This is a genomic window from Paenibacillus sp. 102 (genome assembly GCF_039549175.1).
GTDB lineage: Bacteria > Bacillota > Bacilli > Bacillales > Bacillaceae_G > Bacillus_A.
Genome location: NZ_JBCGHT010000003.1, coordinates 117,974 through 143,249, shown reverse-complemented (window position 1 = coordinate 143,249; position 25,276 = coordinate 117,974). Strand labels below are relative to the sequence as shown.

General features: G+C 35.6%; 17 protein-coding genes and 3 other annotated features. Of the genes, 3 read left to right on the top strand and 14 right to left on the bottom strand.

Annotated features, from left to right (window positions below; genetic code table 11):
• Window positions 1-77: 77 nt before the first annotated feature.
• The 8 genes from AAIE21_RS09895 to aspS all read right to left on the bottom strand — a co-directional run bounded on the left by AAIE21_RS09895 (window position 78) and on the right by aspS (window position 9,737).
• Window positions 78-1,418 (bottom strand): sodium-dependent transporter, encoded by a 1,341-nt coding sequence (locus AAIE21_RS09895; RefSeq protein WP_343266621.1) that lies wholly within the window; start codon window positions 1,416-1,418, stop codon window positions 78-80.
• 118 nt (window positions 1,419-1,536) lie between these two features.
• Window positions 1,537-1,786 (bottom strand) — a binding site (T-box leader).
• A gap of 109 nt (window positions 1,787-1,895) precedes the next feature.
• Window positions 1,896-2,294, bottom strand: coding sequence for a PepSY domain-containing protein (locus AAIE21_RS09890; protein WP_343266620.1), 399 nt, complete (start codon window positions 2,292-2,294; stop codon window positions 1,896-1,898).
• A gap of 125 nt (window positions 2,295-2,419) precedes the next feature.
• A complete protein-coding gene (locus AAIE21_RS09885) occupies window positions 2,420-3,403 on the bottom strand; it encodes a PepSY domain-containing protein (protein WP_343266619.1) in 984 nt (327 codons plus the stop codon).
• A gap of 20 nt (window positions 3,404-3,423) precedes the next feature.
• Window positions 3,424-4,782: a HAMP domain-containing sensor histidine kinase gene (locus tag AAIE21_RS09880; RefSeq protein ID WP_343266618.1), complete on the bottom strand. Its 1,359-nt coding sequence runs from the start codon at window positions 4,780-4,782 to the stop codon at window positions 3,424-3,426.
• A gap of 3 nt (window positions 4,783-4,785) precedes the next feature.
• A complete protein-coding gene (locus tag AAIE21_RS09875) occupies window positions 4,786-5,472 on the bottom strand; it encodes a response regulator transcription factor (protein ID WP_343266617.1) in 687 nt (228 codons plus the stop codon).
• A gap of 141 nt (window positions 5,473-5,613) precedes the next feature.
• On the bottom strand, window positions 5,614-7,044 hold the full coding sequence (locus AAIE21_RS09870; RefSeq protein WP_343266616.1) for an SLC13 family permease: 1,431 nt from the start codon (window positions 7,042-7,044) through the stop codon (window positions 5,614-5,616).
• On the bottom strand, window positions 7,041-8,225 hold the full coding sequence (locus AAIE21_RS09865) for a glycerate kinase family protein (protein WP_343266615.1): 1,185 nt from the start codon (window positions 8,223-8,225) through the stop codon (window positions 7,041-7,043). Before AAIE21_RS09865 ends, AAIE21_RS09870 begins: the two co-directional genes overlap by 4 nt.
• Window positions 8,226-8,438: 213 nt before the next feature.
• Window positions 8,439-9,737 (bottom strand): aspartate--tRNA(Asn) ligase, encoded by a 1,299-nt coding sequence (aspS, locus tag AAIE21_RS09860; RefSeq protein ID WP_343266614.1) that lies wholly within the window; start codon window positions 9,735-9,737, stop codon window positions 8,439-8,441.
• Window positions 9,738-9,842: 105 nt separating this feature from the next.
• Window positions 9,843-10,054, bottom strand: a binding site (T-box leader).
• 325 nt (window positions 10,055-10,379) lie between these two features.
• Here aspS and AAIE21_RS09855 point away from each other — a divergent pair.
• The gene (locus tag AAIE21_RS09855; RefSeq protein ID WP_343266613.1) at window positions 10,380-10,859 is read left to right on the top strand and encodes a hypothetical protein; all 480 of its coding nucleotides are present in this window, start codon (window positions 10,380-10,382) and stop codon (window positions 10,857-10,859) included.
• Between the two features lie 316 nt (window positions 10,860-11,175).
• Window positions 11,176-12,669 carry an NAD(P)/FAD-dependent oxidoreductase gene (locus tag AAIE21_RS09850; RefSeq protein WP_343266612.1) on the top strand — a complete coding sequence of 498 codons (1,494 nt, stop codon included), beginning with the start codon at window positions 11,176-11,178 and terminating at the stop codon, window positions 12,667-12,669.
• Window positions 12,670-12,773: 104 nt separating this feature from the next.
• Here the strand turns inward: AAIE21_RS09850 and AAIE21_RS09845 are convergent, their stop codons facing one another.
• Complete coding sequence (locus AAIE21_RS09845) at window positions 12,774-14,282, bottom strand: M36 family metallopeptidase (protein WP_343266611.1); 1,509 nt, start codon at window positions 14,280-14,282, stop codon at window positions 12,774-12,776.
• 235 nt (window positions 14,283-14,517) lie between these two features.
• Between AAIE21_RS09845 and AAIE21_RS09840 the strand changes: the two genes are divergently transcribed.
• On the top strand, window positions 14,518-15,057 hold the full coding sequence (locus AAIE21_RS09840) for a hypothetical protein (protein ID WP_343266610.1): 540 nt from the start codon (window positions 14,518-14,520) through the stop codon (window positions 15,055-15,057).
• A gap of 27 nt (window positions 15,058-15,084) precedes the next feature.
• Here the strand turns inward: AAIE21_RS09840 and AAIE21_RS09835 are convergent, their stop codons facing one another.
• The 5 genes from AAIE21_RS09835 to AAIE21_RS29580 all read right to left on the bottom strand — a co-directional run bounded on the left by AAIE21_RS09835 (window position 15,085) and on the right by AAIE21_RS29580 (window position 25,248).
• Entirely contained in the window at window positions 15,085-15,801 is a 717-nt protein-coding gene (locus tag AAIE21_RS09835; RefSeq protein WP_343266609.1) for an AraC family transcriptional regulator, read from the bottom strand.
• A 192-nt stretch (window positions 15,802-15,993) separates the two neighbouring features.
• The gene (gene ileS, locus AAIE21_RS09830; RefSeq protein ID WP_343266608.1) at window positions 15,994-19,095 is read right to left on the bottom strand and encodes an isoleucine--tRNA ligase; all 3,102 of its coding nucleotides are present in this window, start codon (window positions 19,093-19,095) and stop codon (window positions 15,994-15,996) included.
• Between the two features lie 54 nt (window positions 19,096-19,149).
• Window positions 19,150-19,389, bottom strand: a binding site (T-box leader).
• A 115-nt stretch (window positions 19,390-19,504) separates the two neighbouring features.
• Entirely contained in the window at window positions 19,505-23,713 is a 4,209-nt protein-coding gene (locus tag AAIE21_RS09825; protein ID WP_343266607.1) for a tetratricopeptide repeat protein, read from the bottom strand.
• Window positions 23,714-23,933: 220 nt separating this feature from the next.
• The gene (locus tag AAIE21_RS09820) at window positions 23,934-24,761 is read right to left on the bottom strand and encodes a DegV family protein (protein WP_343266606.1); all 828 of its coding nucleotides are present in this window, start codon (window positions 24,759-24,761) and stop codon (window positions 23,934-23,936) included.
• A gap of 265 nt (window positions 24,762-25,026) precedes the next feature.
• Entirely contained in the window at window positions 25,027-25,248 is a 222-nt protein-coding gene (locus AAIE21_RS29580; protein ID WP_481858676.1) for a DUF2651 family protein, read from the bottom strand.
• Between the last annotated feature and the right edge of the window lie 28 nt (window positions 25,249-25,276).

The following is a 25,276-nucleotide window of genomic DNA, read 5'->3' as shown; positions in this document are numbered from 1 at the left end:
CCGTACACGTTATATGTCCGGAATATAATAATACATTCCCTCGCCTCTTTTTATTCAAAATATTATAACATTTAGGATTAAATAATCCCAATTACATTCAAAAAGACAATGACAATCGCAATCGGAGCAACATATCGAAGCAAAAATGCCCAGCAATTAAATACCGATTTTCCGTAATTCCCACCAACAAAGAACTCTGCTTCTAATACCTTTTTCTCCATTTTAAATGAAACGAAAATACTAATGAATAAAGCTCCAAGTGGCATTAATATATTACTAGATAAAAAGTCTACCGCGTCAAAAATATTTTTACCGAAGATTGTAATATCACTCCATACACCAAATGAAAGTGCAGATGGGATACCTATTAAGAAAATTAAAAATCCAATGATCCATGACAATTTCTTTCTTCTTTCTTGCTGTCCATTCGCTAGTGCTGAAACAACTGTTTCAAGTAGAGAAAATGCAGATGTTAACGTTGCAAATGTAAATAGCGCAAGAAATACTGTTAAGAAGAAATTTCCAAATGGAATTTGACTAAATACAGATGGTAATACGATAAATAACAAACCTGGTCCTTCTGTCGGTTCCATTCCTAGTGAAAATACTGCCGGAAAAATAGCAAGCCCTGCGAATAGAGAAACAAATAGGTTCAGTCCAACAATCGTTACCGCTGAACGTGGTAAACTTTCTTTTTTATTTAAATAAGAACTATACGTGACCATGATTGAAATCCCTATACTAATTGCAAAGAATGATTGTCCCATTGCAAACAAAATACTTTCAGATGTAATTTTTGAGAAATCAGGCTGTAAGAAGAACTTCACACCTTTCATCGCATCATCAAGTGTTAAGGAGCGAACAATAAGAGCCACAAATAACACAAACAATGCTGGTAACATGTATTTACTCGCTTTTTCAATTCCATTTTGTACCCCTTTTGATACAACCCAAATCGTAATAAACATAAAAGCAAAATGGCCAGCGACGGCCCAAACAGGATCCCCGATTGTTTCTGTAAATAACGAGCTATAATTTTGCTGTGGTGTAATCAATTGTCCAGTTATCCCTCTGAATAAATAAATTAATACCCAGCCACCAACAACACTATAAAATGATAACAAAATAAAACAAGTCCAAACGCCAAGACGTCCAATCCAATGCCAACCTGTATTTGGTGCGATACTTTTAAATGCTCCAATTGCTTGTTTTTGTGTACTGCGCCCTATCATAAATTCAGCTATCAATAATGGAAGACCTATTAATACTGTAAACAATATAAAGATTAAAAAGAATGCTCCTCCCCCGCTCTTTCCAGCAATGTAAGGGAACTTCCATATTGCGCCAAGTCCAATTGCAGATCCTGCTGCGGCCATTATAAAGCCTAGTTTTGAAGTCCATTGCTCCGTCTGTTTCATCTTATTTTCCTCCTAATTAAATCGCTTTATATAAATAAACAAATATTATTGAACAATCCAAATAAAACCTCCATTTCTTCCTTATATATAATAAAAAATGGCTTAGCATCTCTTTATATAAAGAGACGCTAAGCCATTTACTTAACGCGGTACCACTCTTATTGATTCGATTATGAATCCACCTTAGCAGTAATCGTTTGATTACAAACCTGTTATCGAAGGTTAACCGTTAAGATTTACTAAGAATTAGACTTCTGTTCCACCTTACTGCTCCTAGGCGAGTTCAGGATGTTATTTGACTATGTCACACCAACCCATAGCTCTCTGTACAAACACATGACCTTACTACTCCTATTCAACGCAATCTAATATTCTGAATATAATTTCTTTTGAAATTACTACGAATTATATCGGTTATATGTATGTCTGTCAAGCAAGATATTTATTTTTTGTCGAAAAAGAGTGTTTTCCCTGTTCTTATTCATCATCAAGGTCATCTTGATTATCATCATAGAGCTCTTCATATTCATTACGATCATCATCTAAATCATTATCATCATTTTGTTCTTTCATTGACACTGCTCCCGTTTTAGCATCAACATATATTTCTTTTTCTCCCTCATTTGTATCCATTTCTACTTCATAGACAGTCATTCCGTTTTCTCTGTCAAAATCTATTTCTTTCACAGCACCATCTACATTTTCAAGCGCGATTTTTCCCACTTTCTCACGGGTAACTTTCACTTTTTCATCATCTGCTTTTACAACTTCTTGATAAACTCTCTCTCCTTTATCTTCATGTCCCATTGCACTCACACCGTACACTGTCCCTGCAATTGTTAAAAATCCAATTAGTAAAGCGATTCCTAATTTCATATAAACTTCCTCCCTTTCATTTCTTACTTATATACTAAAACTTAAAAATGAAAGGAAAAGGAGAAAAAGATTAAAATTTGATGAGAAACATATTATTTTCTAAAGAAAAAGTGATACAAATAGCATCACTCTTCATCGTCTTCTTGATTATCGTCCTGATCGTCTTGGTCATCATCACTTGCCCCCGTTTGATTCTGAGATTGATCATTCGACTGACTATTCGGTTGATCGTCGTTATCAATTGTTGTAGTAGACTCGACTTCTCCCGTAATTGCATGTACACGTATATCAACTGTTTGCGATTGATTTTTTATGATTACTTGATATACAGATTCACCGTTTGAAGCTATTAATTTCACTGCTGAAATTGATCCGCCTGGGAATCTTTGCCCTGCAATATTCTTTGCTTGTTCTTCTGTGATAATGGTCTGTACTTGTGAAACTGGGTGCGTTCCTAAAGTGGTTCCGGTTGCTTCTTCAATTTCGACCATTATTTTTTCATTTGGATTCTTTTCTACTTCTATTTGATATAATACTTTCCCATCTTTTTGTTGCAACGTCACTTGTTTCACTTCACCCGGTACTTGTTGGACCGCTATCTCTCTCGCTTGTTGTTCCGTTACTTTTGTACTTTTCTTCTCGAATATGTTAACTTTTCCAGTCTCTTTCTCTACCTCAATCACTGTCATTTGATTTGGTGCAGTTTCGACCTTTACAACGTATATCCCTTTTCCACCTCGATTTTCTAAAAGCGTTTGCTTCACTGCTCCTGTTACTTTCTGAAGTGCAATTTCTTCTGCTTTCTCTGCTGTAATGTCTTTACTTAATGCTATCTCTTTTGCACTCATTATCTCACCATTTTGAGCATCTATTATTACTTCATACGAACCTTGCTTATTTACAATCATTACTTTATAGACATTCTTCTCTCCCTCTTTAGATAGTTTCATTTTTTCCACTTTTCCAGGGTATTGCGTCGTTACAATTTTTTGTGCTTCTTTTTCAGTTAATATTTCCACACTTTGATTCGCAACAATGCGTTGGGATACAAAAGCAACACTGACAATTGCAAAGCAAACGAGCAATAGAATTTTCCACTTCCTGTTCATTCATCAAACTCCCATCTCTTTTATGACAATACAGGCAAATATACGGTAATTTTCGTCCATTCCCCTTCTTCGCTTTCTAATTGAATAATCCCTTCATGAGCATCAACAATTTGTTTAGCAATTGACAATCCAAGACCAGTTCCTCCCGTTTCCCGGCTTCTTGCTTTATCAACACGGAAAAAGCGATCAAACACTTTATCCATATCTTCTTTTGGGATTCCTATTCCATAGTCTTGAATAGCAAAAAATACTTGATTATCCTGCGTGCCAACTATAATATCAATTGTATCAGAGCTATATTTCATCGCATTATCTAGTAATACAACAAGAACTTGTTTTATTTTTTGCTCATCTATCCGAACCAAAATAGTTTCCTCTTGCGTTATAACGCGAAATGTTCGATTATAGGCGTTTTCCAGCTGCTCTGCAGTTCCATGACAAACGCGCACTAGATTCGATTCTTTTATTTCTAAATTCCATTCCGCACTATTATTGGCAAGGAGTAGCATTTGATTTGTCATTCCTTTCATTCGGACTGCTTCTGAATAAATCGCTTCAACCGATTCTTCTAAAACATCTTGTTTTTTCATTCCCCATCGTTTTAGTAATTTCGCGTAACTCTCAATCACCGTTAAAGGCGTTTTTAATTCATGAGAAGCATCTGAAACGAATTGTTGCTGCTTTTCAAAGTTTTGCTGTAATAAATCTATCATCTTATTAAACGTATTTCCCATTTTATATAATTCATCTTTCGATTGTTTCTCCAGAGAAATTTTCTTAAAAATCCCTCTCTCCTGTATATGTTCCATCGTTTGAATCATTGAATTTACTGGCTTTAAAATAAGGTTACTTAACATACGTCCTGCAAAAAATGCTGGAATCAATACAAAAAATGAAGCAATAATTAATACGTTTTGTAGCATCTTTAAATTCTTCTGCAAACTATTTAAACTTTCTGTCACTTCTAGCGTGACGATTTTTCCGTCATTCCAAATCACAGGCACCTTTACATAAGCATATTTTTTTCCATTTCTTTCATATATCCCTTCTGATTCTTTTCTTTCAAACTTTGTTTCTAGTGCGGGAATAGGCCTTTTACTGTCCACCTCTTGCCTTACAATCGGTTTTGAGTTCTGGTTAATAATCCGAATCATTCCGTTTGAAGGTAAATACGGTTGAAATAAATTTACTGGGTCTATTTTTTGAGACGTTTCTTCATTCAGCCCCTCCGTAATATGTAACGCTTCTCTTTTTAAGCGATCCAACTCCCCGCTAGTTGTCACTTTATAGAATAGAAAATATATAGAGCTATTTATAATAAGTAAAATAAGCAATAGCCATACCGTCGAGAATAAATGGATTTTGTTATTTATTTTCATATATTATCCCTTCAATACATAGCCAACGCCACGTACTGTGTGAATGAGAGGCAGTTCGGCATTACGGTCTATTTTTTTACGTAAATAGCGAATGTATACATCAACCACATTGGTGTCACCATAATAATCAAATCCCCATACATTTGTTACAATTTGCTCCCGATTTAAAACTTGGTTTACGTGCTGCATAAGAAATACTAATAGTTCAAACTCTCGCGGAGTCAAGTCAATGATTCTTTCCCCTCTTTTTACTTCTCTCGTTCTTTCATCTAAATATAAATCTGCAACTTGTAAGCTCGAACTCTTTTTTTCCTTTTTTACTGCTTGTGAAACTCTTAAACAAGCACGGATTCTCGCTAATAGCTCTTCTATTTGGAAAGGTTTTGTAATATAGTCACTTGCGCCTTGGTCTAAACCGTTTACTTTGTCAACAACAGAATCACGTGCGGTTAGTAAAATGACTGGTATTACAGCGTCTTGTAATCGTATTCTTCGGAGTACCTCCATTCCACTTAACTCTGGAAGCATTACATCTAGTAAAATTAAATCCCATTTACCACTCCTGAACCTCTCCATCGCCTCTGTCCCTGTTTTGGCTATTTCACTTTCATATCCTTCAAACTCCAATTCTAGCTGTATAACACGTGCAATCTTTTCTTCATCCTCTACAACTAAAAGCCTTTCTGCCATAAAAACCTCCTGCAATATAAAATCATCTTATTCATTTTAGTATATCAAGGAAAACTTACCTCTAAAAGAATGAATACACATTTATGGAATTTCTATCCTATAAAAAAATTCAGGAATGAACATCACCCCTGAATCCTATCCTTATAATGAAAGTCCTACCCATTGCCAGTAACCATAATAAAAGAGAACCATTAAAATAATATATATACAGCCTAAATATGCACTCAACCGCAATAAATCTTGCGGTTGAAATGTTTCTCTATCACTTTCTTGAAATAATAGTAGTGCCTTTGAGCTAACTGGAAATGTCAAGCAATAGTTCATACCAACAACTCCAATAAATAAAACAGCAACTTCATTTACTTGTATACTACTTGCAAAATATAATAACTGTGGAACAAATATAACTGCTCTTGTCGTATGCGAAGTAATATATAAATGTGATGTTACAGAAAGAACAACAACAACGAGCAACATAATAAAAATCGATTGTCCATCTATCAATTCTGTAATAGAGAATAACTTCTTCATAATCCAATTTGCTGCGCCACTTTCTAATAAGGATTTCCCTAAGGAAATAGCAGCACCAACAAATAAAATTAAATTCCATGATACAGCTTTCAAACTATCTTTCCACTTCATGACTCCAACGTTTGGAAGAGTGAGTAAAAAAGCACCTATAACAGTAACGGTTGCAATTTCAATACCATGCAATCGTTCCGTTAACCAAAATAGAACCATTACTATTAAAATACTAATTGTATATTTTTCATTTCGAGATAGTTGAAATGTTATTTCTTTCTGCGTAAATTCTCGTTTCATTTCTTCTTTATCTAAAAACAACCATAAAGTTACATGACACGCTATAAAACTCATGATAATCCCAAACGGAAGCCCCCATATTAACCACTGTATAAATGAAATATCTTTTTTACTAAATTCATGTAGCAAATCTAACGCAATTAAATGTGATCCTGCACCAATAAGAGTGGAACTTGTTGAAACTAAAATAACCGTTGGCATTAATATGGCCATTGCCTTCGTAATTCTACGGCTCCCTATTTCTTTCGACAATACCTGAAAAACTGGTAATATTACCGCTGCACGGCCAGAGGTAGAAGGAATAAAAAATGCTAATACTTGAATAACCATTGTCAATAGCCAACACACACTCCCTACATTACGAGCACGGCTTACAACAAAATTCGTTATTTTTTCTGCTAACCCTGTTACTTGAAGCGCAGCCCCCAAAATGAAAGAACCAATCATGAGCCAAATTACATCAGACGCTAACGACTGAAATAAAAGCTCTTGTTTCGCTGTCCCTGAAACGATCAAAAATAAGACACTGCCTAATGCAACGTAGGCAGAATTAATGCTCGTTGTTGTCCATAAAATAATCGCGCAGCAAAATCCAAACAAACTCCATTTTGCTTCCATCGTTAAAGATGATGGAAGTAAAAGAGCCAGTTCTACCAATAAGATGAGTACAACTGGAAGAACCCAAGGGGTGTTACGCTTGAGGCTTGTTACATTTCCTTCTTTTGGATTTGTCACATATTTTACAATCATGATACATGCCCTTTGTTATTTAAACGGGAAGCAAGTTGATAGCCAACTAAAACTGTACGCATCGTACTTTCCGTACAATCCCGGAGCCATTTTTCAGCATTTATAAATGCATTCTCTAAAGATGATGGCATCGGTAAAATACTTGTATATGCGTCAATTCCATAATCGTAATTTATCCTAGCACCCTTTCCAACTGTTCCAGCTAGTGCGATAACAGGTAATCCATATTTTTTCGCACATTTTGCCACTTCAGCTGGAATTTTACCACGAGGAGTTTGATAATCAATACTTCCTTCCGCAGTAAAAACAAGGTCGCTTTTTAATAACATTTTATTTAAATCCATATACTTCATAATAATATCGTATCGCGGATGAAGCTTAGCCCCAATTAAAGCTTGTAGACCTGCACCAAGGCCTCCTGACGCACCGCTTCCTGGTGTATCGCGCACATCCATCCCTATATCATCTTGAATCACAGAAGCATATTGTTCCAGTGCTGCCTCTAACTCTATTACTTGCTCCTTGGTCGCCCCTTTTTGTGGACCAAACACACGAGCTACTCCATTTTCACCACACAGTTTATTAAACCAATTACAAGCAACATCAATTTGAACATGTTCCAGTCGTGGGTCCAATAATGATGTATCAATATGCGACACTTGTGAAAGAGATGTCCCCCCTGTAATTTGAATCTCATTTCCTTCCTTATCAAAAAACTTTACCCCTAACGCTTGCGCCATACCAGCTCCGCCATCAGACGTTCCAGAATCTCCACATCCTATCAAAATGCGTTCCACACCTTTATTTAAAGCAGCCTCTACTAACTGACCAACCCCATGAGTAGTTGTTTTTCTAGGATCTCGCAAATGCCGCGGAACAAGACGTAGTCCACCTGCAGCTGCCATTTCAATAACTGCTGTACGACCCGATTTTTCCACTCCAAAAATACCGAAGTGCGATTGTATCTCTTCTCCAACTGGACCAGTTACATTTACTTTATGCAATATCCCGTCAGTCATATTTACAATCGCTTTTGTAAAACCTTCTCCCCCATCTACCATTGGTAAAGTTTGCACGGTAGCAAGCGGCATAACTTTTAGTACCCCCGCTTTCATGCAACGTGCTGCTTCTTCCGCACCTAGACTTTCCTTAAATCCCGAAGGCACAACTAAAATACGCATTTAAAACTTCTCCCTTCACCTTATCCAGATTTAAATTCGCTTTCTGATTTGTATATTAAGGATGAAAAAGGAGAGGGGTATTAGAGAAATATTAGAATTTGATGAGAATGTGTGGAAAATGCCGTTTTTATATAACAAAAAGCTAAATATGCTACTACATGAAATAGCACATTTAGCTTTTAATTTGTAATTCCAGTCATCCATTTGCTTCATTTAAGGAACTAAACGCGTACAATCCCTCGGAAATGCACTCGCTTCACGAACATTCGATAATTCTAAAAATTTGTATACAAGCCTTTCTAGTCCAATCCCAAAGCCACCATGAGGCGGACAGCCATATCGGAATGTATCCATATAAGACTGAAAGTTTTCTGGTTGTAAGCCTTTCTCTTTAAAAGAAGTAAGTAACATATCATAATCATGAATGCGCTGCGCACCAGATGTAATTTCTAACCCTTTATATAATAAGTCAAAGGAGTCCGTAACATCTTGATTTTCTTTATTTGGCATCGTGTACATCGGCCTTGCTTCTTTCGGATAATGTGTAATAAAGACAAAATCACTACCGTATGTTTCCTTCACATATTTTCCAATCAACTTTTCACCTTCTGTATCTAAATCCCCCGCTGGTGATTCTTTATGGTACTTTGTTTTCAAAATACGCTGTGCCTCTGCCAGTGTAACCTTTGGGATTTCCTTAATGATAGGAACCGTAACTTGCAGAAGCTGTAATTCTTTTTCACATTCTTGTTCTACCTTTTCAAACATATAACGTAGAACATCCTTTTCTAATTTCATCACCTCATGAAAATCATGAATAAACCCAAGTTCTACGTCTAAAGATATATATTCATTCAAATGACGGGAAGAGTTGTGATGCTCCGCACGATAAACAGGGGCAATTTCAAAAACGCGTTCCAATCCACCGGCAACCATCATTTGTTTATAAAATTGCGGAGATTGAGCTAAATACGCCTCTTTTTGAAAATATGGAAGCTTAAAAACATTTGCGCCACCTTCTGCTCCTTGCGAAACAATTTTTGGTGTAAAGATACGTGTGAAATCGTTCTCTATTAGAAATTCACTAAATGCCTGAACAAGCATAGATTCGATTGTAAAAATCGCTTGAATCCGTTCATGCCGAAGCGATACGACGCGCTCATTCAACATTTGATCTAAACCAACTTGCAATTTTCTTTTATTCACTTCAAAAGGAAGTTGCTTAGAAGTATTTAGTACCTTTACTTCTTCTACAATTACTTCCACGCCTAATTCTGTTTTTGTAGTCTCCACAAGTTCGCCAATAATTTGAACAACACTTTCTACATCTACTTTATATCCAGCTAAGCCGTTTTCTAACACACATTGGATGACACCTGTTCGGTCACGTAATAATAAAAAACTGACATTCCCCAAGTGACGAATTTTTTTTACCCAACCTTGTAGTAAAACCACTTTTTTACTAGACGTTTTGCATTCACGAACGAGTGACCGCTTCATTGTTTCGCTCATTATTTCTTCCTCCTATATTCTCAAATTTATTTACATTATTGTTGTCATCGTCGTCATCCACGGCCACTCACCTCCTTTCAAAGAATACAAAAATCCGCCCCTATAAATAGGGACGGATTTTTCCGCGGTACCACCCAAATTGTCATCATGACCATCTTAAACCTGATAACGGTAGGCACCGTTTGCTTTTACTAATCATCACGTTCAAAGCAACGCTCACAGGTGTCTTTCCATCATGCGGTATCGCAATCTTTTCAGCAGTCGATTGCTCTCTGTAGACCCTTGCACCATGTACTTTTCCTGTTCATCGCTTTTTATATTTATAGAGTATTCTATTCCTTTAAAAGAAAAAACGCAAGTGCTTTTTCTTTATTTTCTGATTTTAATTTCAATTCCATTTTCTTCTACTACCATCCCTCGTAACCTTGTGACTAATACAACATCATTTTCATTTGCTACTTCTTCAATTTCTTTTACTATCTCCTTTTTTTAAACATCCGTATATTATCTTTTGAATCCTTTTCATGTGCAGCTTCTGCAATTTTCTCCGCAAGCTTTCCATTCTCCAATTTTTTCATTTCATTACATAGCGCTTTACCTTTTCACGCATATTATTAGTAAATTTATTTTGGAGGTCTATAGATGAGAAAAATTTTAAGTTTCTCGCTATTACTATTATGCTTGATTATACCAAATCAAGCATCTGCTTATTTTTCACAATCTTTACCTGTCTCACAACATTCAAAACAATGGAAGGTCAATATTGATGAAGTAAAAAAAATAGACAAAGACATAGTACAACCTAAAAAAGGTATTTTTCACACATATCACTTCTCAGTACAAAACATCGGAAAAGATGAAGTTTATAACGTTCAAGTAGAAGTGTTTCGAAATGAACCAAAAAGAGAGACAAAATATGAACTATTTTCTTTAAAAGAAGCTCGATTAGCAAGCGGGACAACAGGATTTGAACATGCGAATTTTCCTGTTTCCACAAAAGCAGACGAAGTAGATGTCATGATTACATGGCAAGAGCATCCTTTCCGTGCAATGCGAAATGGTCAGAAAGTGGAAGGGAGAAAATTTAAAGAGCATTTTGTTTTTAAGGAAACTCAAAAATGAAATTCTTCTACAAAAGTAGAAAAATTCTTTGTAATAGTCCATCTGTAACTCCAAACTTATAAAATAAATATATCAAATACCAGATTGCGTTGTTCTTTCTAAAAAATATTAAGAAAGAATGACGCTTTTTTGTATCATTCTTTTTCCCTTCAAAAACTCTAACTACCTTTCAACTTCCAAGCACATCTCCATCAACTTACCTTAATGCAGAAGATTTAATTTAGCACGCAGGAAAAATCAAAGTTAATCACTAATAACTAGTGTGTAATGAAAATATACTGATTAAAATTGACCTTATAAATGGAGGTTTACGATTATGACTCATACCAATTATGCACAAACAACAGGAAAAACAGAACGAGCGATTATCATCGGGGGCGGTATTGGAGGCTTACTAACTGCAAGAGTACTTTCTGCCTACTATAAAGAAGTGCTTATAGTCGATAAAGATACTTTCCCCGAAAGACCTGACAATCGTCCTGGTACTCCACAATCCTTCCATCCACATCGTTTTACCCAGCGTGGTAAATTAATCACAGAACGACTCTTTCCAGGCTATGAAAATGATTTAGCAGCACAAGGTGCACCTTCAGCACTAAACAAAACCATCCACAACATGAATCAATATGGCACGATAGAAATGCAATATCCACGAAATGATGTTAAATTCAGTAGGGCTTTGCTTGAATGGACGCTTCGTAAACAAGTACAAAAAATTTCTAATGTTAGTTTTCTCACCAATCATAACGTAATGAATTTATTAATGACAATTGATCAAACAAGTGTTACGGGAATCCAAGTCTCGGAACGCGGAAAATCTGAACAAGCGCGCTCACTGCATGGTGATTTGATAATTGACACGAGTGGTCGTTCCTCTAAACTAGTACATTGGCTTCAAGATTACGGCTATGATGTACCGGAATCAGATCGTTTGAAAGTCTCCCTTGGATATAGTACCCGCCGCTATAAGGCTCCTTCCCATCTCCTACATCTCACAGAAAAATGGGATACAATTAACATTGCAGGGCAGCCCACTAACGAAACTTTTACAGGCGTCTTTTCCTTTATTGAAAATAATATAGCCGAAGTGCTACTCTATCGTCCCGGTGGTCATTATCCCCCTACAAATGCCGAAGAGTTTGAGCATGTTATTTCTCAGCTTCCAAGCCCTATAATCAGCGAAATTTCACACGGATTTGACCCGATATCTGCTCCTCGGAGTTATCGTGTTCCAGAACTGTTTCGGCATCACTTTGAACAAATGGATCGATGGCCCTCAGGTTTGTTAGTCTTGGGAGATGCATTCTGTATTTACGATCCAATTTTCGGTCAAGGAATGACCGTTGCTGCAATTGAAGTAGAAGTACTCGAGTCCTGTTTGCAAGAACAACAAAATAATCCTACTCCCCATTTTGAACAAAGAGTCCTCAAAAAAATGCAAGATGTAATCGAACCCGCTTGGTGGCTCAATTGCGCTAATGATTTGCAGTGGAAAGGTGTCGAATATGTCAGTTCAAAACAATTGAAAGGCATTTCTTTTGGCCAAAAATATATGGATTTATTTCTTAAATATGCAACAACCGAACGTGATTTCAAACTATATGGAATGTATTGGGCAGTAAACTCGTTAGCAATCTCACCGCATGCTATATTTGATCCACAACTAGTACAGACCATCCTCACTTCATCTAATAAAGGACAGCACTTCCTCGATGAACTTTTACTAACCTATGGTCAATCATTAGAAGAAATATTAAATCAGATTGTACCTAATTTCTCTCAGACAGCCTTTGCGTCAGTAAATCAATAAACCTAGAAAACTCCTAGATGAATGGATAGATAATTTTTGATAGTAAAAGAAAGTCCGGCATAATTGCTGTTATGCCGGACTTTCTTTATTATGCATTCATATTTTTAATTTGTACTAATTCCTCTTGCAGCCCAAACCCGATCAATTTCCGCTGCATGTTGCCCTCCATATAAAAGAGCATCGGCTTGTTTAATCGCTTTTGCCCCATCACGGAATGTCGCATTTGGTGTCAATGACCAGTGCGATTGTAAAATGATTTTTGTCGCTACATCACGGCCAAAAGCTTGCGCCATTTCATACTCTCCTTGCGCCCAAATTTCTCCATCTGCATGTACTTCATTTTGCACATCTCTTGGGTACACCTTATTATTATCTAATCGGCGTAAGCATGTTGGGTTTGAACTGGAATAAGAAGCCGCATCCCACTCTCCTACGCACGCTTTTCCGTATCCTGTCGTTGATGCAGCATCTTCATAAGTTGCACCTAAGAAATCTCCAAATCCTTCCCCCATTGCCCCGCCTTCTGGAGAACTGCCAAAGCCCGGAACTTGATTATCTTGAATCGAATGCCCATATTCATGTGCGATAATTCCTGCATCCTCAGCATCATCTACTCCACCCGTTCCGAATGTTAAAGCTTTCGTTGATGGCGAATAGAAAGAATTATCAGCTGTCGTTCCATTCACATTTACTTTAATTGAGCGATTGTTAATATTTTCAAAACCTACTTGCTGAATATATCGTTGTAAAGTATCAATGTGGTAATATGCCATTACATCTTCAAAACTATCATTAGAACGAGTGTAATTAAATTGAAGAGTTGAAGACTTTGTTTTTGCCTTTGAAGAAATTGTGACATAATCTCCAATTAAAAAGCCAGTTCCATTCAAACCTTTTAAAGTAACCGTTTTTAATTGATTATTTAATTCTACTGAATCTTTATCATTATTATCCTTTAATCCAGTTAAACTACCACTTGATACGACAGGATTAGGCAAGAATACTTTTCCTGTCCCCTCTGCTTTCCGGTTTATATCAACCTTTTTAATTAACTTGCCACTCTCAGCATCAATAAATGTTTCCCACGCACCAAATGGTTGATTGGAGTGGACTACAACTCGGTATACGGGAATAGCAACTCCTTCTTCAATGACATACCCAAATTCATTCATTGTTGGAGCCCATAAATTTTGTTCACTTTCTCCGCCAACGTATGCCTTTGATTTTTGTTCTGCATCTTTTTCACTAATCTTTTGCTTTATTTCTTTCACACTCTGAACAGGCTGATAATCAGAAACTGCAAGTAATCCTTGACCTTTTCCATTAAGAGTCACGGTTATTTGTCTTGAAAATACAGGAGCGCCATTTACTACTTGTTGAAATCTAACATATGAAGCTACCGGTGTATCCGTTGTTGAAATATACTGTAAGTCTGATAGATCAGCCTTTAATGCATATTGCGTAGCATTCGCTTTTAAATATTCGGCTGCTTTTTCCTTTGGAGAATACCTGTCTATCTTTACTTGTTTCTCTTCTACCGCTGAAGCAGTAGATACTGTACCTAGCACTAATGGTATTGCTGTAGCAATTGCTACTACTCTTTTTTTGAACATTAGAACCACTCTCCACTCTCTTAATAAATTTTGAATGTACGAGTAATTCTATAACCCTAGTTATATTACCTTTATCTTTTTCTTATTAATAGATAAAGTAATATTTTCTCAATATTTGTGTATCAAAGTAATAAATACTTTCGAAAAATATAATTCACTATGAGTATTAAGTAGAAATTTTTTATATTTAGTTATTAACATCAATCGTAGTACATAAAATGTAATCAACTTAGACATGAATTACATTCGAGAGAATCAACGGGATTATGCTAAGTTATGGATTCATCCCTTTTATGCGTTAGTACGTACAAATCCACCCAATTGGTATAATCTTTTATTATTAAGTGCAATGATAGATGTATATTTGGATTGGTTTGAAAAAATGACGAATGAAAATGAGGACTTTTATCTTAAAATTTGGTTGTATGATCCTGACTTTATTAGTTCGCAAATTGTTGTTTCGTATAAGGACTGTATAAATTTTTACGATCATACTTTTGACAAACATACTATTACAAAGGCTTTTCCATTTCATAAATATGAATCATTGAAGGATAAATTGACTTTGTTTGAATGGGAAACACACATTGATGCTAACAAGTATTGGGAGGAAGATTTAAAAGAACATATTAAATTAGGGTTAAGTACCGAAAATGAGATAAGTGAGATTATAAATAACTCTTACAAAACCGAAAAAATCAAGCTTAACTATGGATATGATGTTCTTTATAAAGTAAACGTTGGGGATGTTTGGGTCGGAACCTTAAAAAGATGATAACTTAAAAAGACCATAGTCAAAGCTCTAAGCTTTGACTATGGTTTCAATGATTTTTAAATATTGTACATCCCCTAAACCATACTGAGGAAACAGCTGAAATAAATGTTTCAGTAATTCATTCTGAGGTTTATCTGGATGCTTTTTTATATATGCTGTGATTTCATTATCCTTATTTAAGTATTCCAAATATAGTCTGATTCCTTGAAACATGACCGGCATTAATTGGACTTTAGGAATATGATGCTGGATCAATACCTGGCGATAAATTTCTTTATAACCTGCTGGAGATATTTCAATTTCTTCCATTTCATAAGTCATTTCATTAACCATATGGAAGAATACTTTCCCTTTATATCCCACTTGCTCTAGATATGCTAGCACCGTCAGCAAATTCATCTGACAGAACATGTCATCACCAAACCATAAAACAATGCACTTGTAACGTTTTTCAAGCAGTAGTTTCAAAGGAGCGATGGTATTATTCTCATATTCTTGTAAAGATACCTGATGTCCTGAAGCTCTTAATTTTTTAAATTCATCACTAAAAATTGTATCACTTGTTTCATGTGAACACATAGCTTCATTAAAAGGAATATAATCACTTTTTCCCATTAATTGATGTGTTTGAAATTGCTCATACATCGCCTGTCCATTTAAAATATTCAATATATCTCGATCAAACTGATCCTGGATTTTGTTCTGTAAAGTTTCAATCTTTAATTTTTGTGAAATATCTATCATAATCACCTCTCCTGCATTTATTCTAAACAAAAAAGAATACTGATGTTTTGATATACGTTGTGTTGTTCTATCATTTTTAACTACAAACAGATAATAATCCCTGTCTCTTTTGCAGACTAAAAACAAAATCCTGCATGATTCATACAGGATTTTGTTTTTGAACTTTCTATTTACATACTACTTTTTCGTACTTTAGCTAGCCGGACTTAATTTGATTCGAACCTTTTTCTCACCTAAAGAAATTTCATCTTCCTCTTGTGTTAACGTTTGGAATGTAAATTGCTTTACTAACAAGTTTTCTTCTAATAAACCTTTATGCTTCGTTAATGTATTTTGTAACTCATCATCTGTGTCAACCGTCACATCCACTCGCAAATTAACTGGTAAGTTCAATTGTTTTCGATATTCTTGCACAGCTCGAATAAATTCTCGCGCCACTCCTTCTTGTAACAATTCATCTGTCACATTCGTATCTAACATGACTGTATATTGTCCATTTGTCGTATTAGAAAACCCTGTTTTTGGTACTTGTTCTACCAATACATCTTCAACTGTTACTGTAATTTCTTCTCCTGAGACAAGCTTACACATTGCTTTTTCATCTACAACAAAGTGTTGTACTTCTTCTTGCGATAATTGTTTTAGCCATTGATTTACAGCATTTACGTTTTTCCCGAACTTCGGTCCTGCTGTCTTAAATTTTAGCTTTAATTGATACGATGTATACTTTGTTTCATCTAATTCTACATGAAATGCTTTTACATTTAGTTCATCCATGACAATGGCACGATAGGATTCCCAGTCCACTTTCTGCTCATGATGCTCGAGTAATACCAGTTCAGCTAATGGTTGTTTTACTTTTAATGCATGTTGATTTCGGTTACTACGTCCGAGTTCGACGACTTGTAAAACAGCATCCATTTCTCTTTCTAGCTTTGTTTGAATAATCGTTTCATCTACTGCTGGATAATCCGTTAAATGAACACTACTTCCTTCTAAGTTAAGATGAATATCTTCCGCTACAAATGGAGTAAACGGAGCAAGTAACTTACTAAGTGTAACAAGCACTTCATGCAGTGTTTCATATGCAGCTGCCTTTTCAGGATTCATGCCAGACTCCCAAAAACGATTGCGAGAACGTCTCACATACCAGTTACTGACCTCATCTACAAGAACTGCAATTTCACGAGCTGCATTTGTAAATTGATACTCTTCTAATGTACTTCTTACTTTTTTCGTTGTACTATGAAGACGTGATAACACCCACTCATCTAATTTTGTTCGCTTAACCTCATACTTCCCTTTTGGATCGTATGCATCTAGATTTGCGTATAAAACATAAAAGCTATATACGTTCACAAGTGTATCTACAAGTTTTGATTTCGCCTCTTGCACTGTTCTTTCCGAAAAACGCTTTGCATTCCACGGCGCACTATCAACAAGAAGAGCCCATCTTAGTGCATCTGCACCAAATTTTTCAACTAACTCTACTGGATCTAGTGCATTCCCTTTACTTTTAGACATTTTCTGTCCTTGCTCATCTAGCACATGTCCAAGAGATAATACACGTTTGTATGGTGCTTTACCAGTATATAAAGCCGCTACTGCTAATAAGCTATAAAACCAACCACGCGTTTGGTCCACGCCTTCGGCAATTACATCCGCTGGAAATTGTTCCTCAAAAAGTTCTTTATTTTCAAATGGATAATGATACTGTGCAAATGGCATGGAACCACTATCAAACCAAACATCGATTACTTCTGGCGTACGAGTCATTGAGCTGCCGCATTTTTCACAGCATACTTTCACTTCATCTACATACGGTTTATGAAGCTCTAAATTTTCATCTGTCTGCCTTGCGCTATGCTTTCTTAATTCATCGATACTCTTCGGTGCAAATTGATGATCACAGTTTTCGCATTCCCATACATTTAACGGTGTTCCCCAGTATCGTTTCCGGCTAATATTCCAGTCCACCATATTCTCTAAAAATTTCCCAAATCGCCCGTGTTTCATATGATCTGGATACCATGTGACTGCATCATTATTCTGTAAGAAAGTCTCTTTAATCTCAGTTGTCCGAATGAACCAGCTTTCTCCAGCATAATACAGTAATGGTGAATCACAGCGCCAACAATGCGGATAACTATGTTCATATTTCTCTTTATGGTATAGCAAGCCTTCTCCAGCTAAATAACGAACAATATCAACATCACATTCTTTCACAAACTTACCTTGTAAAAACGGCACAGCGTCCGTATACTTACCTTGCTCATCCACAACATGAAGGAACGATAACCCTTGATTTTGTACTACTTTATAATCATCTTCTCCATAAGCTGGTGCGATATGAACAAGTCCCGTCCCGCTATCTCCTGTAACAAAATCCGCCGAAATAACTCGGTACCCATTCGTAACTTCATCCATAGGAAATGGCGCTTTATATGGAATACCTACCAATTCCTCTCCTTTATGAGTAGATAATACTTGATATCCTTCTTTTAACACATCGTTTGCACGCTCTTTTGAGACAATATAAACTGTTCCATCTTTCTCTGCTTTCACATATTCCATATCCGGATGTACAGCAAGTGCTACATTAGCAGGCAGTGTCCACGGCGTTGTTGTCCACCCAAGAAAATATTCATCCCCACTATTTAACACTTTAAATTTCACAGTCGCACTTAAATCTTTTACTGTTTTATATCCTTGCGCCACTTCATGCGAACTAAGTGATGTTTGGCAACTTGGACAGTACGGTGAAACTCGATGTCCTTTATATAAAAGCCCTTTTTCATGAATCGTTCCAAGAATATGCCATACACTCTCGATATAAGAGTTCTCCAATGTTACGTACGGGTCATCCATATCGACCCAATATCCGATGCTCTCAGTAAATTCACGCCACTGCTTCTCATACGTAAATACACTTTCCTTACATTTTTGAATAAATGGTTCAATTCCGTATTCTTCAATCTCATGTTTACCAGAGATACCAAGCTGTTTTTCAACTCCTAATTCTACCGGTAATCCATGTGTATCCCAGCCAGCTTTTCGAAGTACTTTATATCCAGTCATTGTTTTATATCTCGCTACTAAATCTTTAATCGTCCGTCCAAGCGCATGCCCCACGTGCGGCAATCCATTTGCAGTTGGTGGCCCTTCATAAAAAACGAAAGATTGTGCACCTTCACGATTTCGAATGGATTGTTCAAAGATATTCTGCTTATTCCACTGCTTACGAATTCGCGTTTCTCTCCCTACAGCTGATTCTTTTACATCTACCTTCTCCATTTACAATCACTCCTTTGAAATTTTGTAAAAGCACACAAAAAACCCGTCCCTATAAGTAGGGACGGGCTTACCCGCGTTACCACCCTAATTCTATTAGCATCTTAACTAATAGCACTTAGCAACGTACTAACATACGCGTTCTTTGTAACGGTAGACATCCGTCCGAGCTTACTCTATTCAGCCACGGCTCCTCGGAGATGATTTTCAAATAAAGTCTGTACACCGGCTTTCAGCAAAGCACCGGCTCTCTGGGGAACAGTATAATATTTTACTCTTTCTCGTCTTCAGATTTGTATACTTTTATTAACAGTTATTTTATTCCATAAACAAGAGAATTGTCAATCAATTCGAAAATATATTTTCATTTCCGTCCTAGTTCTCGAATTTTATACATCGTGAAAAACTTTTATTACTTTATCATTTCCCATATTCCCTCTAAATCTTCATCTTCCTCCGCAAGTTCTGCAAAAAATCCAGTTTCATCTCCATGAAGAACTGTTTCAAGTTCTGCTTTCGCCTCAGCATTTCGGTTTAAAACAGCTAAATAACATGCTCTATTGTATCGAACTAACAAATCCGAAGAATCGAAAGATAGTATATGATTTATTAGTGTTTCTGCCTTTTCTGTTTTTCCAATCTGATGATAAGACGCTGCTAAAGCGAGAAACATTCCATTATCTTTTGGGTGATGCACGACTCCTTCTTCTAGCATTGGAATAGATTCTTCAAATCTTGCTTCACTTTGATAGATTTCCGCTAGAGCAAGGAATGCACGGCTCACAAAAGGCATTCTTTCGATTAATTGTAAACAAATTTTTTCTGCTTGTTTCTCTTCCCCTAACATGAACAGAACATTTGAATGTAATAACAGAATGTCATAATCATTTGGCTCTTCTCTAATCATCTGCTTTAAGAATTCAAGAGCATCTCTTAACATTTCTTCATTTTCATTCCCATATTCGATAAGAAGATTTACAAGTTGCCTTGCCGTACTAACATCCCAAATGTTTTCTAATGATGTTTGTAATACATCTATCGCTTCTGTGATCATATTTCCATTTTCATAAAATATCGCTAAACGCTGCGCCGCCATACTACTTTTCGCATTTAATTTTAAAGAGATTTCAAATAAATCAATAACCATTGTAATCAAGGCAATTTCTTTCGCCCTGTTTTTCATTCGATAAAATGCTCTTGTAAAGATTGATTTCTTCGGCTCTTCATTTTGTTGTTGCTCAGTCAGTCTCTCAGCAAGTGCAGATGCAGCGTACATAAATACTGTACTTCTTTCTTTTTTCTTAATTGGCAGTAGATGAAGAGAATCTCGTATTTGAGATAATTTCCGCCTTTGTTCCATCGCTTGAACATACACTTCAAATACACGTTCATTTTCAATGTCTTGCTTTATTAAATCTGTAACAAATGGAATTGCTTCTGAATCCCTTTTTTTAACAAGTACTTTTGCATAATGATATTGTACTTCTACATGTTCTTCATCCATTTGCAAAGCTTTTTCCACTAGCCCTTGTTCTTTATCTATATCTTTCATAGCACCATATACATACGCAAGAGCATCTAAGCGCCACATTTCATTCACTTTACCAGCTAATTTTTCTAACTCAGATAAAAGCTCTTTATGAAGAGAACTCTCCACTGAAAGCTCTGCTAAATACTCCATATTTACGATCATCGGCTCTTGCAACATTGCCTGAAACATATGATATTGTTCTTTTAAACGATTTTCTTCTTTTTCATATATTTCCGCTAACTTCAAATGTAATCCTATAAAATTTGCATCTATTTCTAAGCACGTTTCATACGCTTTTTTTGCCGATTCCAATTCCCCTAATGCCATAAAGGATTCACCAATACGATAATATGGAAGCGTACTCAGCTTTTGTTTTATCGCTTGATTATATCGTTTCATCGCTTGATCGTATTGTCCAAGAGATTCATATAAAATACCAGCATAACAGTCATACTCGATTACATCTGGTCTTTCTTTTCCTAGTTTTCTTAAAAATGCTATCCCACGTTGTACAAATGCCGTTCCTTCAACTCTATTTATATATTCTTCCAACATATTTGCTATATTATTTTTCAAACATCGTATACCATGTTCTAACTTCGACAACGCTATCTTTAATTGTTCTTCATTAGCCCCTAATTCAATTTCAGCATCCCATAATACCATTCCTGCATTCATTAGAAACTCATCATTTGGTTCAAGTTGCTTTTCCAACCTAAAAATATAATGCTTTACATCATCATACTGTTCTTTTGCCATATAAATTTGAACCACACCAAAATGAGAATAAACGTCTCTATTATTCTCTTCTATAGCACGTTTATATATTTTTTCAGCTTCTTCAAATTCATCATTTTGAAAATGTAAATCTCCTAATCGAACATATAATGACGTTGCTTCTTCGCAATTTTCGATGCCCTGCAATAAAATTTCTTCTGCACCCTTCTTATCTTCTAGCTCTGATTCGTAAATTTCTGATAGCTTCACATATGAATATGAGGCTGCTTTATCTAATTGAATTGCAATTTGAAGCCCTTTGATAGCTAAATGTAATTTTCCTATTTGATGTGCACATCTGGCTCTTTCATACCATATATGCGCTTCATGCTTATGTCCTTTCAATAAATCATTAAACACTTCATATGCTTCCTCATAACGCTCTAAATCCATTAAAATCAAACCATGATTTACAAGAACAAACCGATCAGGATAACGTTGCAATGCAATTTGTGACATTTTTAATCCCTGTTCAGGCTGATCGATATACATATATGATAATGCTAGAAAACTCCATGCAATTGGCTGATCGGCATCTAATTGTAACGATGAGCGGAAACTAGAAATTGCTTCCTCATACTCTTCTTTCTCTACAGAATAACGTCCATGTATAAAATGATACAACGCTTGATTATTCTTTTTCTCGACACTTTGCAAGATATCACTAGCCCGCTCTAGATCTTGAATACGAATAAAGCATTGTGCACTATGCAACTTAACAAAGTCTGAATCTGGATATCTTTCTATTAACCTTTCAGCACAAAAAAGAATAAACTCCTGATTTACTTCAACATCCATATGTTTGATTGTGTATAACCACGTATAAGGATTTTCACTTGTCTCTTGTAAAAATGATACTAGTTTTTCGATTCCTTGTTTATCCTGTTCTTCTAAATGATCAGTCAGAGAGAATAGCGTTCGGAAATATGTATCTTCCTCTTCTGATAAAAATGACAATTGTTCTTTTTTCTCCTTAGGAACAAATACAATAGATAAACCATCTGTGTAACGATATCTTCCCTGTAACTTCTCATATTCAATAAAAAGCGGTTCCAGGAAATTAGGGTCTTGAATAAAAAAAGATTGTAGCTGATCATCATATCCAGCAAGAACTTGAACGTGGGATGCATGCTCAATATCTATACTTAATAAAACTGGAATGTTTTGATCAAGTAATGCTTTATAGTTCTCTCTCGTTCCTTTAAAATAACGACACACATAGCCCAATTTTTCTAAATACATAACCGTATCTGAAAACTTCGATCCTGTTACATCAAATATATGATTTGCGACTTCATCTTGTGTACGACTTTCTCCCCATAAGCGGAGCATCATCTCCAAGCTTGCTGGAACACAATAATTATCTTTTTGTACAATGGGTACTATTGGTAATCGTACTTTCTTTCCTGTCGGGCATTTTTCTATATTATGATATAGCGACTCCTTTAAACATACTTTCGTTTTTAATAGAGTAAATAAATCCTGAGTCCTATTCATTTTATACAACGCTTCTGCACGTAAATGTGTAAAATAAGCTTTATACGAATGATACGGCAATATCCGATTGATCTTATCTATTACAGTTAGCATTTCCTCATAACGCTGTAAATCTAATAAATGTTTCACCTTTTCAAAATAAAAGTACGGTACTTGTGGAAACTGATCTATCGCATCGTTAATCAGTTGCAACGCTCGTTTCTGTTCGCCTTTATATGCATATAGCTGTGATAATAAATAAATCGCTAGTTCTTCATTTTCCTTATGTTCCATCCCAGCTAAAAGCGAGTCCTCCGCTTTCTCCCATTCTCCTGTTTGTATATAAAAATAGCCCCATTTATCTAAAACTGGACGTGTACTATAACCCTCAGCTTTCTCCATATATTGGAACGCTTCTTCATTTCGCTTCATTTCTAGGAGGCATCTTACCAATGTAAAGTAGGCTTTTGATAATATATCAGAATCAATTTGACCTACCTTTATATCTTCCAAGGCGTCTTTTAATAATTTTTCAGCATCAAGTACTTTTCGGTCATCAATTAGCTCATCGCAATATAAAGAGAGCGTTCTCATATTTGGAAATTTTTTATATGAATAGCGGATTAGAAAGGCACTATATTGGTGCATAAGCCCTTCATCTGTAAGGCGGATTAGCGTATCAAATTCCTCAGTTGACGAAATCGAAGAAAGCCATTCTTTCACATAGGAGAACCTATTGATTTCTTTTATATGTGTAATTTCGCTATTTACATTCTGTAATCCATCTACAAATCGTTTCTCTTTCAAACACATTTCTAATCGCCTAAATTCTAACATGCATTCACCTCGAGTAATTATTTTATACGGTATTCTTATCTGCTTGCTTCGATTTTACACAGCTTATATGATGTATTCAATAAAAATCTTATATAATTATCAATAATAAACAATATAGTTTAAATTATTATTTAAAAAGAAGAAAAACAACTATTTTTGCATATATTTTATTTAATTTAATAAGTTTTTTGTATCTTATCTCCACAAAAAAACCCGTGAATTATTCACGGGTTCCCTCTTTCGAAAAGCTAATTGCAATTGTTCCAGCACCTGCATGAACAGCAAAAGATATAGGAATCGGGTAAAGTAGAAACTTCATTTCAGGAAATACTTCTCTGAAATCCGCAATCCATTCTTCTGCCCCTTCTTCATCATTAGCATGGAAAACATGGACTACTTTCGGAGTTCCTTTTTCAAGTTCACTTCGCATATATTCTTTACATTTTTGTATTTTACGAACTTTCTTTTGGAGCATAAGTTCGCCATGGTGTACTTCTAGAATTAGGTTTACGCTTAAGAGACTACCTAGTATAAATTGCACACCCTTCACACGTCCACTTGCATATAGACCTTTCAAATCTTTTGGAAATACATAGTAAGGACTACGTTCCATATGTTGTATTGTCTTTTGTATATCTTGTAAAGTCATACCCTCACGGTATAACGTTTGCGCTTTTGTTAAAATTTCATCCATTGGATAACTCGTTGTTTCACTATCTATTACGATTAAAGGAAATCCTGCCATTTCTGCTGCAAGTATCATATTTTGATAAGTGCCACTTACTTTCCCGCTAATTGTGATAGCAAATCCTTCTTCATATTCTTCTTTACATTTAGAGAAGAGTTCAACCATCTCTCCAAAATTAGGTTGTGACGTAGTTACGGTTACACCTTCTTTTAATGCATCGTAGACACGTTCACGAACACCTTCTTCGCAGTCTTTATAAGCCGTTCCATTAATAACAATTTCAATAGGTATAACAAAAGTATCTTCACTTGTTGTAAAGCTTGCAGTTGTACTATCAGTAAACCAAGCAACACGCTTCATGTTGTTCCTCCCTTGTGTGCATCCTTTTCTTAAACTTATCTCATCATTTTATTCTATCTATTTGAGTTATGAAAAGGACTATGCTTGTTATCATAACAAGACTATCTCTGTTTTTCCATAGGATATGAATGGTTTGAGCAAGGTTTTCAAAATTAATATCGAATCGAATTGTATTCGTACACTTTTTCGACACATTTACTTTTCGTAAATACGATCAAACAAAAAAATAAGACTTCTAACAGTATACGAAGTTAGCAGTCTTAACTCATTTACGCAAAATGAATTTGATAAAAAGCACAACTATAAGTGATAACGTTGTATATATGATAACCCAAGAAAGAAAGGTTTCATTTGCATAAATCAACATAAATAATAAGGATAGTATGCAAATGATTATTGGCATAACAAATAATTTTTTGACTTTCAAATAAACAATTGCACTTAATATAATCGTAAGGACTGGAAATAGATTCAAAACTAAGAACATTGGATTACTAAATATGTCTGCCATTTTC